Raw genomic sequence first — 16,950 nt, 5'->3', positions numbered from 1 at the left:
GGCGTTACATGGATCCATGCCGGGTAACCGGACTGTTGTACCCACCACCCTCGACCCTAGGCAGGGAGACGCTATGGAAGGCGCACGCCCCGTCCGCGCATCTCGTGGTCCGGATCTCACCACGCAGGGCTGGCAGCAGGAGGCCGCGCTGCGAATGCTGCAGAACAACCTCGATCCGGAGGTCGCCGAACACCCCGACAAGCTCGTGGTCTACGGCGGCACGGGCAAGGCCGCCCGCGACTGGCGCTCCTACGACGCCATGGTCCGCACGCTCAAGACGCTCAAGCAGGACGAGACGATGCTGGTCCAGTCCGGCCGCCCGGTCGGCGTGATGACCACTCACGAGTGGGCCCCGCGCGTGCTCATCGCCAACTCCAACCTGGTGGGGGACTGGGCGAACTGGGAGGAGTTCCGGCGCCTGGAGCAGCTCGGCCTCACGATGTACGGGCAGATGACGGCCGGATCCTGGATCTACATCGGCACACAGGGCATCCTGCAGGGCACCTACGAGACCTTCGCCGCCGTCGCCGAGAAGAGGTTCGGCGGCTCCCTGGCCGGGACGATCACGCTCACCGCCGGACTCGGCGGCATGGGCGGCGCCCAGCCGCTCGCCGTCACCATGAACGGCGGCGTCGCCATCTGCGTCGACTGTGACCCGCGCGCCATCGACCGCCGCATCGAGCACCGCTACCTGGACGTACGCGCCGACTCCGTCGAGCACGCCCTCCAGCTCGCCGTCACGGCGCGTGACGCCCGCCGGCCGCTCTCCATCGGCCTGCTCGGCAACGCCGCCGAACTGCTGCCGCTCCTGCTCGCCGGCGGCGCGCCGATCGACGTGGTGACCGACCAGACCTCGGCCCACGACCCGCTGGCCTACCTCCCGATCGGCGTCGACTTCCACGACATGGCCTCCTACGCGGCCGAGAAACCGGCCGACTTCACCAGCCGGGCCCGCGAGTCCATGGCCCGGCATGTGGAGGCCATGGTCGGCTTCATGGACGCGGGCGCCGAGGTCTTCGACTACGGCAACTCGATCCGGGGGGAGGCGCAGCTCGCCGGCTACGAGCGGGCGTTCGCCTTCCCCGGCTTCGTCCCCGCCTACATCCGCCCCCTGTTCTGCGAGGGCAGGGGCCCGTTCCGCTGGGCGGCCCTGTCCGGGGATCCGAAGGACATCGCGGCCACCGACCGCGCGATCCTCGACCTGTTCCCGGAGAACGAGTCGCTCGCCCGCTGGATCAAGCTGGCCGGGGAGAAGGTCCACTTCCAGGGCCTGCCGGCGCGCATCTGCTGGCTGGGTTACGGCGAACGCGACAGGGCCGGTGAGCGGTTCAACGACATGGTGGCCGCCGGCGAGCTGAGCGCGCCCGTCGTCATCGGCCGCGACCATCTCGACTGCGGATCCGTCGCCTCCCCGTACCGCGAGACCGAGTCGATGCTCGACGGCTCGGACGCCATCGCCGACTGGCCGCTGCTCAACGCCATGGTCAACGTCGCCTCGGGCGCGTCCTGGGTCTCCATCCACCACGGCGGCGGCGTCGGCATCGGCCGCTCCATCCACGCCGGCCAGGTCACCGTCGCCGACGGTACGGCCCTGGCGGGTGAGAAGATCCGCCGGGTGCTCACCAACGACCCGGGCATGGGCGTCATCCGCCACGTCGACGCGGGCTACGAACGCGCCGACGAGGTCGCGAGCGAGCTCGGGGTCCGCGTGCCGATGCGGGAGAGCTGATGCCCTCCACGTTCCACCAGATGTGGGCCGAACTGCTGCCGATCGGCCGCGACCCCGGCTCGGGCGGCTACCGCCGCTTCGCCTGGACGGCGGCCGACGCGGACTGCCGCGCCTGGTTCCGCGCCCGGGCGAAGGAGCGCGGGCTCGCCTACGAGGTCGACCGGAACGGCAACCAGTGGGCCTGGCTCGGAGACCCCGCGGCCGGCGACGCGGTGGTGACCGGCTCGCACCTGGACTCGGTGCCGGACGGCGGCGCGTTCGACGGCCCGCTCGGCGTCGTGTCCTCGTTCGCCGCCCTCGACGAGCTGCGCTCGCGCGGTGTCACCCCGAGCAGGCCGCTCGCGGTCGTCAACTTCGGCGACGAGGAGGGCGCCCGCTTCGGCCTCGCCTGCGTCGGCTCGCGTCTCACCACCGGGCAGCTCACGCCCGGCAGGGCACGGGAGCTGCGGGACGGCGACGGAGTGACGCTCGCCCAGGCGATGGAGCGCGCGGGCCACGACCCCGACGCCATCGGCCCGGACACCGAACGGCTCTCCCGCGTCGGCGTGTTCGTCGAGCTCCACGTCGAGCAGGGCCGATATCTCGTGGACACCCCCTCGCCGATCGGCGTCGCCTCCGCGATCTGGCCACACGGACGCTGGCGGTTCGACTTCCGCGGCGAGGCGAACCACGCCGGCACCACCCGGATCGAGGACCGGCGCGACCCGATGCCGGTCTATGCCGGCACCGTCATCGCCGCCCGCGCGAAGGCCGGTCCGGCAGGGGCGCTGGCCACCTTCGGCAAGATGTCCGTCGAGCCCAACGGCGTCAACGCCGTCCCCGGCCTCGTCCGCGCCTGGCTCGACTCGCGCGCCCCGGACGAGCGGACCCTGGCCACCCTCGTCGCCGAGATCGAGCGCGTGGCCCTGGAACAGGGGGAACGGGACGGGATCGAGGTGGCGGTCACCCGCGAGTCGTTCACCCCCGTCGTGGAGTTCGCGCACGGGCTGCGGGACGAGGTCGTCGGGCTGCTGGCCGGCGCCCGGCCGTACGAGATACCGGTTCTGCCCACGGGCGCGGGACACGACGCGGGGATCCTGTCCGCGTCCGTCCCCACCGCCATGCTGTTCGTGCGCAACCCCACCGGTGTCTCCCACTCTCCGGCGGAGACGGCGGCGGAGGACGACTGCGTGGCCGGGGTCACCGCGCTCGCCGACGTCCTGGAAGGTCTGGCATGCGGATGATCTACTTCGCCGAGCACGCCTGGGTGGACGCCGCCGTCAGGTCCGGCGTCGTCATCGAGGTCGCCGACGGCCGGATCACCGCCGTGCGCGAGGGTGCCGCCGTGCCGCCGCCGGGCGCGGAGGTACTGCGCGGCCTGACCGTCCCCGGCCTCGCCAACGCCCACTCGCACGCGTTCCACCGCGCCCTGCGCGGCACCACGCAGGAGGGTTCCGGCACGTTCTGGACCTGGCGCGACATCATGTACGGCGTGGCGGGCCGTCTCGACCCGGACGGATATCTCGCCCTGGCCCGCGCGGTCTACGCCGAGATGGCGCTCGCCGGCATCACCTGCGTGGGGGAGTTCCACTATCTCCACCACGCACCCGGCGGCGCCCCGTACCACGACCCCAACGCGATGGGCGAGGCGCTGATCACAGCCGCTGAGCAGGCCGGCATCAGGATCACGCTCCTCGACACGTGCTATCTGTCCTCGGGCTTCGGCGCCGCGCCGGACGAGCACCAGCTCCGCTTCAGCGACGGCGACGCCGACGCCTGGGCGGCGCGCGCGTCCGCGCTCGGGGAGCGCGGGCACGCCCGCGTCGGCGCGGCGATCCACTCGGTGCGCGCCGTGCCCGCCGACCAGCTGGCCACGGTCGCCGGCTGGGCCGGTGAGCGTGGAGCCCCGCTCCACGTCCATCTCAGCGAGCAGACCGCCGAGAACGACGCCTGCCTCGAAGCCCACGGCCGCACGCCGACCCGGCTTCTGGCGGAGCACGGGGTGCTCGGTCCCCGCACCTCGGCGGTTCACGCCACGCACCTCACCGGCGAGGACATCCGCCTGCTCGGCGGATCCTCCACCACCATCTGCATGTGCCCGACCACGGAACGGGATCTCGCGGACGGAATCGGACCGGCCGCCGACCTCGCCCGAGCCGGCTCGCCGCTCAGCCTGGGCAGTGACAGCCACGCCGTCATCGACCTGTTCGAGGAGGCGCGGGCGATGGAGCTGAACGAGCGGCTGCGCACCCGCCGCCGCGGCCACTGGACCGCCGCACAGCTGCTGCGTGCCGCCACCGAGGACGGTCACGCCTCCCTCGGGTGGCACGAGGCGGGCCGCCTCGAAGCGGGCGCGCTCGCCGACTTCACCACCGTCGCCCTCGACTCGGTACGCACCGCGGGCCCGCCCCCCGGGCTCGGCGCGGAGACCGCGGTCTACGCCGCGACCGGCGCCGACGTGCGTCACGTCGTGGTCGGCGGGCGCGCCGTCGTCCGCGACGGCGTCCATCAGCTCGTCGAGGACGTCCCCGCCGCCCTGGCCGACGCGATCGCCCGGGTAACCCGCGTCTGAACGGAGATCTCGCCCATATGGCCACCGCCATCGTCAACATCGGCAGCCTGCTCACCAACGACCCCTCGCTGGGCACGATCGAGAACGCCGCGATCGTCGTCGACGGCGAGCGTATCGCCTGGGTCGGGCCGGCGGCCGCGGTCCCGGCCGTCGACGACCGGGTGGACGCCGGGGGACGGGCCGCCGTTCCCGGGTTCGTCGACTCGCACGCGCACCTCGTCTTCGCGGGTGACCGCACGTCCGAGTTCAACGCCCGCATGTCCGGCCGTCCCTACACCGCGGGCGGCATCCAGGTCACCGTCGCCGCGACGCGCGCCGCCACCGACGCCGAGCTGGACGCCAACGTCGCCCGTTACGTCGCCGAGGCCCTCCGTCAGGGCACGACGACCATCGAGTGCAAGTCCGGTTACGGCCTCACCGTCGAGGACGAGGCCCGCGCCCTGCGCATCGCCGCCTCCCACACCGAGGAGGTCACCTATCTCGGCGCGCACGTCGTCCCCCCCGAGTACGCCGCCGACCCGGACGCCTACGTGGACCTGGTGACCGGCCCGATGCTCGACGCCTGCGCCCCGCACGCCCGCTGGATCGACGTCTTCTGCGAGCGGGGGGCCTTCGACGGCGATCAGGCCCGTGCCGTTCTCACCGCGGGAGCCGGACGGGGCCTCGTCCCCCGGGTGCACGCCAACCAGCTGCGGCACGGGCCCGGCGTGCTGCTCGCCGTCGAGCTGGGCGCCGCCTCGGCCGACCACTGCACCCACCTCGACGCCGCCGACGTGGACGCCCTCGCCGGCGGTACGACCGTCGCCACCCTGCTCCCCGGCGCGGAGTTCTCCACCCGCGCCGAGTATCCCAGCGCCCGCCGCCTGCTGGACGCGGGCGCGAGGGTCGCGCTGTCCACCGACTGCAACCCCGGTTCGAGCTTCACCAGCTCGATGCCGTTCTGTATCGCCGTCGCCGTCCGCGAGATGGGCATGACCCCGGACGAGGCGGTCACGGCGGCCACCCTGGGCGGGGCGCAGGCCCTGCGCCGCGACGACATCGGCCGGATCACCCCCGGTGCCCTCGCCGACCTCGTCGTCCTCGACGCCCCGAGCCACGTCCACCTCGCCTACCGGCCGGGCGTCCCGCTGGTCTCCGCCGTCTGGCGGCGGGGCGTGCGGCACCGGGGCCGGTGACCCCGGCGGGGAGCCGTCCTCGCCTCCGGGGGCCGATGATCCCGGCTCCTCCACAGCGGGCGGGCCCTCGCCTCCAGCGGCCGAACCACGTGAAACACAACGTCACCGAAGGAGTCCCCATGTCCCACGAGGTCCTTGCCGTCGTGGCCCGCGCCAAGGGCGCGCCGGTCTCGGTCGAGACCGTCGTCGTCCCCGACCCCGGGCCCGGCGAGGTGCTGGTGAAGGTGCAGGCCTGCGGGGTCTGCCACACCGACCTGCACTATCGCGAAGGTGCGATCAACGACGAGTTCCCGTTCCTGCTCGGCCACGAGGCGGCGGGCGTCGTCGAGACCGTCGGCGAAGGCGTCACCGAGGTCGCGCCCGGAGACTTCGTGATCCTCAACTGGCGCGCGGTCTGCGGCCTGTGCCGGGCCTGCCGGCGGGGGCGCCCGTGGTACTGCTTCGCCACCCACAACGCCACCCGGAAGATGACGCTCACCGACGGCACCGCGCTCTCCGCCGCACTCGGCATCGGCGCGTTCGCCGAGAAGACACTGGTCGCGGCCGGGCAGTGCACGAAGGTGCCGCCGGCCAGGCCGGAGGCGGTCGGCCTGCTGGGCTGCGGAGTGATGGCCGGCCTCGGTGCGGTGATCAACACCGCCCAGGTGACGCGCGGCGACTCGGTCGCGGTCATCGGCTGCGGCGGAGTCGGGGACGCGGCGATCGCGGGGGCGCGGCTGGCCGGCGCCGTGAAGATCATCGCCGTCGACCTGGACGACCGGAAACTCGAATGGGCCCGCGGCTTCGGCGCGACCGACACGGTCAACGCGGGGCGCCGCGACCCGGTCGAGGCGATCCGCGAGCTCACCGGCGGCTTCGGCGCCGACGTCGTCGTCGACGCGGTCGGCCGCCCCGAGACCTGGAGGCAGGCGTTCTACGCGCGTGATCTCGCCGGCACCGCCGTGCTGGTCGGCGTGCCCACCCCGGACATGACGCTGGAGCTGCCGATGCTGGACCTCTTCGGCCGGGGCGGGTCGCTGAAGTCGTCGTGGTACGGCGACTGCCTGCCCTCCAGGGACTTCCCGATGCTGGTCGACCTCTACCGGCAGGGCCGCCTCGACCTGGACGCGTTCGTGTCGGAGACCATTCGCCTGGACGAGGTGGAGAAGGCGTTCGAGCGAATGCGCCAGGGTGAGGTGCTGCGCTCGGTGGTGGTGTTCTGACGGGGTGCCCGGATCGGGCGGCCCGCCTCCGAGCTCTCGGCCTCGAAGGCGGCTCGCGGGGCGTGGACGGCGCCGGTGACGACACGCGGCCCGTCGTGACGGCGCGGAGGCGCCTGTCGTCGACGGGCCGCGTCGCCGTGCGCGCGGCGGGGACGCCGGGGCCGGGGAGGCGCCGCACCCGGACAGCGGGTGACGGCGGCGTCGACGCAGGTCGGACGGTGTCAGGCGCGCGATCGACCGCGTCATCCCCCCGCTCGGAGCCGGGCATGGCGATGCTGGGCGGGTGACCAGAACCGACCATCCGTGTTGTGGCAGCCGCCCATCGAAAGCATCCGGCCGGGGTGCATAGTCTTCGTGCACTGGCTGCCCCTCTTCGCTAAGGCTGGTCCCCCGTGAGACGTTTCCGCCCCATCTCTCAGCCTCAGCGCGCGCTGGTCGCCTCCCTGGCCGGCGGCGCCCTCCTGGCCTCCGCCGCCTGCGGCGCCGTCAACACCACGCGAGTCGCCGACCCGGCCGCCCCCACCGGCTCGGCCGCCGCCGTGAGCGGGCCCGCCGCACTGGTCCCCGCCGACATCAGGGCCAAGGGGGAGATCGTCATGGCCACCGATCCGACGTACCCGCCGTTCGAGAAGCTTGACGCCGACCAGAAGACGATCATCGGTCTCGACCCCGACATCGCCACCGCGATCGGGGGGAAGCTGGGCCTGAAGATCACATTTGTCAAGGCGGGCTTCGAGAGCATCATCCCCGGCCTGGCCGCGAACCGTTACGACGCCGCGATCTCCGGCATGAGCGACACGCCCAAGCGCCGGGAGAAGGTCGACTTCGTCGACTACTTCGTCTTCGGCGGCGTGATCATGGTCCGTAAGGACGGGGACCTGACCGGCGCGCCGGACCTGGCAGCCCTGTGCGGGCGCAAGGTCGCCATGCAGAAGGGCACCGTGCAGGTCGACTACGCCAAGGAGGCCTCGAAGAAGTGCCTGGCCGACGGTAAGCCGGAGATGGAGGTCAACATCTTCGCGACGATCCCGGCCTCGGCGCTCGCGCTGGACACCCGGCGGGTGGAGGCCGTCCTCACCGACAACACCTCGGCCGGGGAAACGGTCAAGGCCGGCAAGGACAAGTTCGTCACCACTCCGGCGCTCTACGGCAAGGGCCCCGCCGGGATCATCCTGCCCAAGGGCAAGGAGGGGCTACGTGACGCGATCAAGGCCGGCCTGCAGGCGATCATCGACGACGGCTCCTACCTTCAGATCCTGAAAAAGTACCAACTGGAGCAGGGCGCGGTGACGTCGGCCGAGATCAACACCGGCACCTGATGCCGGTCCTTGTCATCTGACCAGGGCATTGACATCATGGCTGGTCATTCGCATAGTTCCCTTATGCCGCTGTACGTCGCCGACCTTCTCCAGGTCCAGGATCTCGGGCTTGTCCCGCTGACCAGCGCCTGCCGTACGACCGGCCGCCAGATCAGCTGGGTGTCGACCACGGAGCTGGAGGATCCGCGCCAGTTCCTGCGCGGCGACGAGGTCGTGCTGACCACCGGTCTGCACAACCAGAGCCCGGAACAGCAGCGGGCGTTCGTCGTCAACCTCGTGGCCGTGCCGGTCGCGGCCCTCGGGTTCGCGACCGGCCTGGTGAACGAGCGGGTGCCGGCGGCGGTGATCGAGGAGGCGGAGAGGGCCGGCCTGGCGCTCTTCGAGATCCCGATCACCACTCCGTTCATCGCGATCAGCCACTGGGTCGCCGAGCGGCTGTTCGCGGAGAAGTACGAGTGGGTCCGCCAGGTGACCCTTGCCCAGGACGCGCTGACCAGGGCGCTGCTCGACGGGCTCGGGCTGGGGTCGCTGGTCCGCAAGCTGCGCGGTCTGCTCGGTGTCCCTGTGGCCGTCATCGACCGTCAGGGGCGGGTGCTCGACAGCCGGCCGGCCCGGGCCGGCTGGCCCGCCCTGGCCGAGCTGCGCGTGCTGGCGGCCGGTGAGGCCGGACCCGTGACCGTCTCCTCGGTCGACATCGAGGGCGTGACGGTCGGCTACCTGTGCGCGGCCCAACCGCCGGGGAGCACCCCGATCATCCCGTTCGCGGTCGGCCTCATCGGTCTGGAGCTGGCCCGCCGGCAGGCCATTCTCACCGGCCGCCGCGAGTTGCTGGGCCAGGTCATCCAGGATCTCGTGTTTGAGCACGTGGCGGTGGAGGAGGCCACCCGGCGGCTGGCGGTGCACGGTTTCAAGGACGGTGATCGGCATCGGCTGCTGCTCGGTCAGGTCACCTGCTCCCCGGAGCGCCTGCGCCGGGTGCCGTGGAACGTCCTTGAGCTGGTTTCGGACGCGGGCGACGGCGCGGACGCCGTACTGACCGGGCTGGTGGAGGACCTGGTGGTCCTGGTGGCGCCCGATGGGCGGGATCACGCCGCGCTGGCGGCGGAGCTGCTGGCGATGCTCGCCCGGCTGGGCGCCGACGCGTCGGTCGGCGTCAGCGGTGTCCACCAGGGGGTACGCGGGCTGCGGATCGGCTTCTTCGAGGCCAGGCAGGCGGTCGGCCAGGGCCCCGGGCTGCAGGACATCGCGCCGCTCAGTCTGGCCGGGCTGCTGCTGAACAACTCCGACGCGCCGGTGCGCGACATGGCGCTGATCAGCCTGCAGCCGATCCTCGATCACGACGCGAACCGCAAGGGCGACCTGCTGGAGACGTTACGGGTCTTTCTCGACAGCGGCTGCTCGCCGGGCGAGTCGGCCAGGCGGCTCGTGATCCACCGCAACGGCCTGCAGTATCGCCTGCAGCGGATCGAGAAGCTCACCGGCCGTGACCTGTCGAGCTTCGACGACCGCATCCACCTGTGGCTGGCCCTGCGCGCGCTGGAGATGTCGTGACCTTACGCCGCCACGAGGCGGTGAGCGCAGGGGATATAAAGGCGTGTATGTGGTGGAATCTGATGATTTGCGCCATGGTTCACTGTGTATCCGCCCAGAGCCTGCCCCATATCGGTGGTTGGTCGCCCATCAGAGCGTGAGGCGGCGCGGACCTACGCTGAACCAAATCGGACACCTGGTCCGCCCAGGCCGCACGTACCCCCGCGAAGGAGTGCCCACATGACCAATCCGCTCGCCGTGACCGGTGGCAATCTCACCATCGAGGACGTGGTCGGTGTCGCGCGAGGCGGACTCGCGCTCGCACCCCTTGACGACGCCGTCCGGAAGCGGATGGACCGGCGTCGCGGTTGGCTCGACGCCGTCCTCGCCGAGGGCAGGCACACGATCTACGGCATCAACACCGGCTTCGGCGGACTCGCGCACACCCCGGTCGGCTCCGACCAGATGCGCCGCCTCTCCCGCAACTGCGTCACCTCGTGCACGGCCGGAGTCGGCGCCCCCCTGCCCGAGGAGGTCGTCCGGGCCATGATGGTGATCCGCACCAACGTCATCGCCCAGGCGGTGTCGGCCGCGCGCCCCCTGGTGGCCGAGACGTTGATCGAGATGCTCAACAGGGGCGTCGTTCCCGTCGTCCCCCGCAAGGGCTCGCTCGGCGCCAGCGGTGACCTCGCCCCCATGTCCCACATCGCGCTGGTCCTCTCGCGTGGCGTCGAGGAGCACGACACCCACTGCGGCGAGGCCTGGTACGAGGGGGAGCGCCTGCCGGGCGACCTGGCCATGGAACGTGCCGGGATCGGGCGGGTGCTGCTGGAGCCGAAGGAGGGGGTCTCCCTCACCAACGGCACGGACTTCATGGTCGGCCAGGGCGCGCTGCTGGTGCACGACGCGCGAGCCGTGCACCAGCACGCGATGATCGCCGCGGCGATGAGCATCGAGGCCGTGCGGGCCCGCGTGCAGTCGATCCACCCCGCCTACCACGCGGCCGCCGGCCAGCCCGGCCAGATGCGGGTGGCCGCCCGCATGACCCGGCTGCTCAGGGGCAGCGGCCTGGCCGGCGGCGACCCGTCCAGGGTTCAGGACGCCTACAGCCTGCGCTGCGTCCCCCAGGTGCTCGGCCCCGGGCTCGACGCGGTGGAGTACATCGCCGGAGGCGTCACCCGCGCGATCAACGCGGTCACCGACAACCCGCTCGTCGTCCCGGCCGACGACGACGCCGACGACTGGCAGATCCTCTCCGGCGGCAACTTCCACGGTGAGGGCCCGGCCTTCTGGCTCGACTACCTGGCCATCGTGATGACCTCCGTCGCCAACATCTCCGACCGGCGAATCTTCCGCCTGCTCGACCCCAAGCTCAACGAGGGACTGCCGGCCATGCTCGTCCACGGCAGCGGCGTCGACACCGGCCTGATGGTCGCGCAGTACACCTCGGCCGCGCTGGTCTCCGACTGCAAGACCCTGGCCCACCCCGACAGCGTCGACTCGATCCCGACCAGCGCCGACCAGGAGGACTACGTGAGCATGGGCGCCAACGGCGCCCGGCACGCCGCCGAGGTCCTGGAGAACGTCCGCAAGGTCGTGGCCATCGAGCTGCTGGTCGCCGCCCAGGCGATCGACATGCGGGAGGGCGGTGTGGAACGGATGGCCCCGGCCACCCGGGCGGCGTACGACCTGATCCGCGAGCGTGTCCCCGTGCAGGAGCACGACCGCCCGCTCTCACCGGGCATGGACACCGTCGACGAACTGGTCCGCTCCGGTGAGCTGCTCACCGCCGTCGAACGTGCCCTCGCCGGCTGATGTCCCCGGCCTCGCACGCTCCCATTGAAGGAACACCCATGGCAACTCACGACACGCCCGCGGGGGTCGCGCTGGGCGGCCCCCCGCCCGAACCGCCCGGCACCGAGCCGATCAAGGCGGTGCCGCTCCGCCGCCCCGGCCGGTGGGCGTCCACCGCGATCTGCCTCGTGCTCGGCGCGATGCTGGTCAACACGCTGCTCACCAACGACAGGTTCGAGTGGGGCACCGTCGGCACGTATCTCATGGCCACGCCGATCCTGGAGGGCATCCTCGTCACCCTCCAGCTCACGGTGATCTCGATGCTGCTCGGCATCGTGCTCGGCATCGTGTTCGCGGTGATGCGCCTGTCCGGCAACCCGGTCGCGCGGACCGTCGCCTGGCTCTACATCGGTTTTTTCCGGGGCACCCCGGTGCTGGTCCAGCTCATCTTCTGGTTCAACCTCTCCGCGCTGTTCCCCGAGCTGTCGATCGGCGTCCCGTTCGGGCCGGAGTTCCTGTTCCTCGACGTCAACATGCTGATCACCCCGTTCGTCGCGGCGGTCCTCGGCCTGGGCCTCAACGAGGGCGCCTACATGGCGGAGATCGTGCGGTCCGGCATCGCGTCGATCGACGAGGGCCAGAGCATGGCCTCCTCGGCGCTGGGGCTGTCGCGGATGCAGACCATGCGCCGCATCGTGCTGCCGCAGGCGATGCGGGTGATCATCCCGCCGACGGGTAACGAGACGATCGGGATGCTCAAGACCACCTCGATCGTCTCCGTCATCTCACTGGCCGAGCTGACCTACTCCGCACAGGTCATCTACACCTCGACCTACGAGACCATCCCGCTGCTCATCGTGATCAGCCTCTGGTATCTCGCGTTCACCACACTGCTCACGATCGTGCAGTACTTCATCGAGAAGCACTTCTCCCGCGGGTCCTCGCGCTCGCAGCCCACGCCGTTCCTGGATCGGCTGCGCACCAACCTGTTCCACTCCCGCCCCGCCAGGAGGCAGTCATGACCGCCACGGCGCCGCTCGATCCGGGAGCGCAGACCCGGCGGCCCATGGTCCGGGCCGAGAACGTGCACAAGTCCTTCGGCAGGCTCGACGTCCTGCGGGGCGTGTCACTGGAGGTCCAGGCCGGTGAGGTGAGCTGCCTGATCGGGCCGTCGGGTTCGGGCAAGTCGACCTTCCTGCGCTGCATCAACCACCTCGACAGGATCAACGCCGGGCGCATCTACGTCGACGGCGACCTCATGGGCTACCGCCAGAAGGGCGACAGGCTCCACGAGCTGCACGAAAGAGAGGTGCTGCGCCAGCGCTCCGAGATCGGCATGGTCTTCCAGCACTTCTATCTCTTCCCGCACAAGACGGTGCTGGAGAACATCATCGAGGCGCCGGTCCTGCTCGGGCGGAAGAAGAGGAGGGACGCCGTCGCCCACGCGGAGCAGCTGTTGCACAGGGTCGGCCTGGGGGAGAAGGCCGCGGCCTATCCCTCGCAGCTCTCCGGGGGGCAGCAGCAGCGGGTCGCGATCGCCCGCGCGCTCGCGATGGAGCCCAAGCTCATGCTCTTCGACGAGCCCACCTCGGCCCTGGACCCCGAACTGGTGGGCGAGGTGCTTGAGGTGATGAAGGAGCTGGCGCGCTCGGGCATGACCATGATCGTGGTCACTCACGAGATCGGCTTCGCCCGGGAGGTCGGCGACAGCCTGGTCTTCATGGACGGCGGGGTCGTCGTCGAACAGGGCAACCCCCGTGAGGTCGTCGCCGACCCCAGGCACCCGCGCACCAGGGCGTTCCTCTCCCAGGTGCTCTGACCCGGGTACGGCACGACGGACGGTCCCGCCCCCGGTGTGGGGAGCGGGACCGTCCGTCGTCCGCGCCTGCCGTCCAGGCGCGGACCGCGTTCAGCGCGCCTGGGCCCTGCGCAGGTTGACCAGGCGGGGGAAGCCGTGGTGCTCCAGCGCGCGGCGGAAGTTGACGCCGAGGGCGTCGAAGCGCATCTGCAGCTCCGCGGTCAGGTCCAGGGGGAGCCATTCGGGGCGCTGGCCCTCCACGATGAACCGGTCCGGGCTGAACACGGCGTTCTCGCGGGCCTCGACCTCCTCGGGCGTCGCGGCCAGGGACCTCGGTGTGCCGAACGTCCAGAACACCGTCGTTTCGGTGGTGGTTCTGGGGGAGGCGGAGATGTAGAGCATGTAGTCCTCGCCGGCGGTGAGGCCGCCGATCCACGCCGTGAACGGCAGGTCGCAGTGGTAGGCGTAGTCGGTCTGGACCGTCGCGGCCCTCTCACCGGGCGCGGGCTCGGCCCACGGGTCGCGGGCCAGGTAGGGAACCTTGGCGTCGATGCGCAGCCGGTCGGCCGAGACGGTGACCTCGTAGGGCTCGACGATCTCCACATCGGGGTTGCCGAAGGTGTCGGCGTGGACGATGCCGAAGTGCGCGACGTCGAGGAAGTTCTCCACCATGCGGGCGGTCTGGCACTCCCACTCGCTCGGGGTGCCGGTGTGGAAGAACCACTCGGGGTCGTCGTAGAACGGGCACTCGGGCACGTCGGCCTTGGCGCCCTCGGCCCCGGCCAGACAGGTCCAGATCAGGCCGGCGTGCTCTCTGGCCGGGTATGCCTGGATACGGGCGTTGCTCGGGACCGGCGTCTGCGCCGGGCGCTGGGGGATGCGGGTGCAGGCGCCGTCGGCGTCGTACTCCCAGCCGTGATAGGGGCAGGTGATGCAGCCGTTCTCGCTGACCTTGCCCGTGGAGAGCATGGTGCCGCGGTGGGCGCACAGGTTGTCCGCCACGGCCACGCGGCCGCGGGGCGTGCGCCAGACGACGAGGTCCTCCCCGAGGAGCTCGACGGCCTGAAGATCACCCGAGGTGACGTCGGCCGACCGGGCGATCGGATACCAGAACGGACGGGCCGCGTCGTAGAACGCCACTTCGTCCTGCCACGTGGCGGGGGCGATCCGCATCGTGTTTCCTCGCAATCAGCAGGGAAGGGATGAAAGGTATATAGCGCAACAGTAAGCCAGCTCAGGCCCGCACATGGGGTGTGCAACTGCCTGGAACGACCGCCCCGGCCCAGTGAAGCGCCCAGTGAAGCGACGCACGCGGACTTCTAGCCTTGTCGGAGACCCCGATGGAAGAAGGACGGATGTTCATCAAGAATGCGTGGTATGTCGCGGGCTGGGCCGCCGAGGTCGGCGGGGACGCCCCGCTGCAGCGGCTTATCTGTGGCGACTCGATCGTGCTCTTCCGTTCCGGTGGCGAAGTGGTCGCGCTGTCCGACGCGTGCGCCCACCGGCAGTACCCGCTCTCCTCGGGGCAGGTCGTCGACGGCCGGCTGCGCTGCGGCTACCACGGGTTCGAATACGACAGCGCCGGTGTGTGCCGGCGGGTGCCCGGCCAGGATGTCGTCCCCAGGCTCGCCAAGGTCCGCCGATACCCGGTTGTCGTCAAGGACGGCTGGATCTGGATCTGGCCGGGTGACACCGAGGCCGACGGCGCCGCGGACCCGGCGCGGATCCCGGACACCCACTGGCTCTCGGACGAGAACTGGGACGGGGTCACCTTCACCCACCTCTACGACTGCCGCTCCTCCCTGCTGCACGACAACCTGCTCGACCTGACCCATGAGGCGTTCATCCACCAGGCCTCGATCGGTGACGACTCGGTCTACGAGAACGGCATCACGGTCGAGGTCGCTCCCGGCTCGGTCGTCGTCGACCGGTTCATGCCCGAGTGCGACCCCTCACAGCTGTACGTGACCGCCATGGGCGTCGAGCCGCCGATGGACCGCTGGCACACGACAGACTTCAGGCTGCCCTCGCTGCATGTCATTCACTGCGGGGTGGGCGTCCCCGGCGCGCCCCGCGAGGAGGGCTTCCACCTTGAGGTGCTCAACGCGATCACGCCGGCGACGGAGAACACCACCTGGTACTTCTACGCCAACGTCCGCGACTTCGCCGTCGGCGACGAGAAGATCAACGACCTGATGCGGACCGCTCTCGGACAGGTGCTGTCCGAGGACGCCGAGGCCCTGGCCAAGCAGGAGCGAATGTTCGCCGAGGGCCGCGCCAACCCGCACGACGTCCTCGTCGCCCAGGACGCCGGCGTCGCCCGGGCTCGCCGGATGCTCCAGCAGATGCTCGCGGCCGAGACGCCCGCCGAGAGCGGGGGGTGAACCGTGCGACTGCTGTTGCGCCAGGAGGTCCACCGCCCGTGCGCGGCCGGCCATGAGATCGCGGCCGGCCCCGACAGTCCGCGCCGGGAGCGCTGGCTGTGGGATGTGCGCCTGTACACCGCGCGGCCCGGCACCGAGGAGGGGGTGAGCACGTCCGTGCGCGAGATCCCGTCCCCGGCCCTGTCCGGCCTGGAGGCCGTGCGCTACGTCGGCGTACGGCACAGAACCGGGGTGATCGAGGCCGCGGTGGAGTCCCTGAAGATCTCGGGAGACCACCGGTTCGAGCGCGCGGGACGTGAGCTGTGGGTTCTGCTCTGCCAGGCGGGGATCCTCACCGAGGGCCGCCGCACCGTCGGTCCCGGCGACGCCCTGGTCCTGGAGGGTGATGATCCGTTGACGGTGAGGGTCTCCTCAGCCGGCGGCCGTCCGGCGAGCGTGGTGCTGGTCCGGCTGAGCCGCGCGGACGGTTCGAACCTGAGGTGGGTGCCGTGAGGAACGGCGGCGAGGTGAATCTGAGCCTGAGGGTCCGGCAGGTGCGCTGGGAGGCCGAGGGCGTCGTCACGGTGCTGTTCGAGCCCGCCGACGGCGGATCCCTGCCGATGTGGTCGCCCGGTGCCCACATCGACGTTCACCTGCCCGGCGGCCCGGTACGGCAGTACTCCCTGTGCGGCGAGCCCGGCGGCGGGGCCCCCTGGCGGATCGGGGTCCTCCGCGAGCCGAACAGCCGTGGTGGCTCCGCGGCCGTGCACGAGCGGCTGCGCCCGGGAGAGATCATCGCCGCGCGCGGTCCGCGCAACAACTTCGAACTGCGCGAGGCCACCTGCTACATCCTCGTCGCCGGGGGCATCGGCATCACGCCGATCCTGACGATGGCCCGCGAGATCCAGCGCCGTGGTATCCCGTGGACCCTGCTCTACGGCGGGCGCAGAAGAGCCGGTATGGCCTTCCTGTCCGAGCTCGACTCGCTCGCCGGGTCCGCGGCCGGCCGCGGGAGCGTGGTGATCCACCCGCAGGACGAGGCCGGGTACCTGCCGCTCGCGGACGCGCTGAGGGAGCCGGCGCCGGGCACGCTGATCTACTGTTGCGGTCCCGCCCCGCTGCTCTCCGCGATCCAGGAGGCCTCGGCGCACTGGCCCGCCGGCAGTCTTGTGATGGAACGCTTCACACCGGCGCCACCGGCGGTCCCCGCCGGCGACGACTCCTTCGAGGTCGAGGCCCGGCGGTCCGGCGTCACGGTGACGGTGCCGGCCGGGACGACGATCGTCGAGGCGCTTGAGGAGGCCGGCGTCTCCGCCATGACCTCGTGCCTTGAGGGGATCTGCGGCACATGTGAGACCAAGGTGATCGACGGTGTCCCCGAGCACCGGGACTCCCTGCTGTCCGAGGCCGAGCGGGAGTCCAACAAGACCATGATGATCTGTGTGGGCCGGACGAGGTGCGCCAAACTCGTCCTGGACATCTGAGCAGG

Annotated in this window: 14 protein-coding genes; 13 read left to right on the top strand and 1 reads right to left on the bottom strand. The window is 71.3% G+C overall.

Annotation, left to right across the window (positions count from 1 at the left end; all coding sequences use genetic code 11):
• Positions 1–73: 73 nt before the first annotated feature.
• The 10 genes from hutU (at position 74) to ACWEF2_RS00720 (ending at position 13,119) form a co-directional block, all read left to right on the top strand.
• Positions 74–1,729 (top strand): urocanate hydratase, encoded by a 1,656-nt coding sequence (gene hutU, locus ACWEF2_RS00765; protein ID WP_453810898.1) that lies wholly within the window; start codon positions 74–76, stop codon positions 1,727–1,729.
• The gene (locus ACWEF2_RS00760; RefSeq protein WP_453810897.1) at positions 1,729–2,952 is read left to right on the top strand and encodes an allantoate amidohydrolase; all 1,224 of its coding nucleotides are present in this window, start codon (positions 1,729–1,731) and stop codon (positions 2,950–2,952) included. Before hutU ends, ACWEF2_RS00760 begins: the two co-directional genes overlap by 1 nt.
• A complete protein-coding gene (locus tag ACWEF2_RS00755; RefSeq protein WP_453810896.1) occupies positions 2,943–4,280 on the top strand; it encodes a formimidoylglutamate deiminase in 1,338 nt (445 codons plus the stop codon). Before ACWEF2_RS00760 ends, ACWEF2_RS00755 begins: the two co-directional genes overlap by 10 nt.
• Positions 4,281–4,297: 17 nt before the next feature.
• The gene (gene hutI, locus ACWEF2_RS00750) at positions 4,298–5,455 is read left to right on the top strand and encodes an imidazolonepropionase (RefSeq protein WP_453810895.1); all 1,158 of its coding nucleotides are present in this window, start codon (positions 4,298–4,300) and stop codon (positions 5,453–5,455) included.
• A 119-nt stretch (positions 5,456–5,574) separates the two neighbouring features.
• Complete coding sequence (locus ACWEF2_RS00745; RefSeq protein ID WP_453810894.1) at positions 5,575–6,657, top strand: S-(hydroxymethyl)mycothiol dehydrogenase; 1,083 nt, start codon at positions 5,575–5,577, stop codon at positions 6,655–6,657.
• A 392-nt stretch (positions 6,658–7,049) separates the two neighbouring features.
• Positions 7,050–7,976: an ABC transporter substrate-binding protein gene (locus ACWEF2_RS00740; RefSeq protein ID WP_453810893.1), complete on the top strand. Its 927-nt coding sequence runs from the start codon at positions 7,050–7,052 to the stop codon at positions 7,974–7,976.
• 63 nt (positions 7,977–8,039) lie between these two features.
• Entirely contained in the window at positions 8,040–9,527 is a 1,488-nt protein-coding gene (locus tag ACWEF2_RS00735; RefSeq protein WP_453810892.1) for a PucR family transcriptional regulator, read from the top strand.
• A 219-nt stretch (positions 9,528–9,746) separates the two neighbouring features.
• Positions 9,747–11,321: a histidine ammonia-lyase gene (hutH, locus tag ACWEF2_RS00730; protein ID WP_453810891.1), complete on the top strand. Its 1,575-nt coding sequence runs from the start codon at positions 9,747–9,749 to the stop codon at positions 11,319–11,321.
• Positions 11,322–11,359: 38 nt separating this feature from the next.
• Positions 11,360–12,322, top strand: coding sequence for an amino acid ABC transporter permease (locus ACWEF2_RS00725; RefSeq protein ID WP_453810890.1), 963 nt, complete (start codon positions 11,360–11,362; stop codon positions 12,320–12,322).
• Positions 12,319–13,119, top strand: coding sequence for an amino acid ABC transporter ATP-binding protein (locus ACWEF2_RS00720; protein WP_453810889.1), 801 nt, complete (start codon positions 12,319–12,321; stop codon positions 13,117–13,119). Before ACWEF2_RS00725 ends, ACWEF2_RS00720 begins: the two co-directional genes overlap by 4 nt.
• A 90-nt stretch (positions 13,120–13,209) precedes the next feature.
• On the opposite strand, the gene ACWEF2_RS00715 is transcribed toward ACWEF2_RS00720, so the two are convergent.
• Positions 13,210–14,271, bottom strand: a complete 1,062-nt coding sequence (locus tag ACWEF2_RS00715; RefSeq protein WP_453810888.1) for a Rieske 2Fe-2S domain-containing protein — start codon at positions 14,269–14,271, stop codon at positions 13,210–13,212.
• A gap of 182 nt (positions 14,272–14,453) precedes the next feature.
• Between ACWEF2_RS00715 and ACWEF2_RS00710 the strand changes: the two genes are divergently transcribed.
• The 3 genes from ACWEF2_RS00710 to ACWEF2_RS00700 are packed head-to-tail and all read left to right on the top strand — an operon-like array spanning position 14,454 to position 16,945.
• Complete coding sequence (locus tag ACWEF2_RS00710) at positions 14,454–15,482, top strand: Rieske 2Fe-2S domain-containing protein (RefSeq protein WP_453810887.1); 1,029 nt, start codon at positions 14,454–14,456, stop codon at positions 15,480–15,482.
• A 3-nt stretch (positions 15,483–15,485) separates the two neighbouring features.
• Positions 15,486–15,974, top strand: coding sequence for a hypothetical protein (locus tag ACWEF2_RS00705; RefSeq protein ID WP_453810886.1), 489 nt, complete (start codon positions 15,486–15,488; stop codon positions 15,972–15,974).
• 14 nt (positions 15,975–15,988) lie between these two features.
• Positions 15,989–16,945 carry a PDR/VanB family oxidoreductase gene (locus ACWEF2_RS00700; RefSeq protein WP_453810885.1) on the top strand — a complete coding sequence of 319 codons (957 nt, stop codon included), beginning with the start codon at positions 15,989–15,991 and terminating at the stop codon, positions 16,943–16,945.
• The last annotated feature ends 5 nt before the right edge of the window (positions 16,946–16,950 follow it).

The sequence above is a fragment of the Streptosporangium sp. NPDC004631 genome, assembly GCF_053601935.1.
This window is presented reverse-complemented; position numbering and strand designations above follow the sequence as displayed.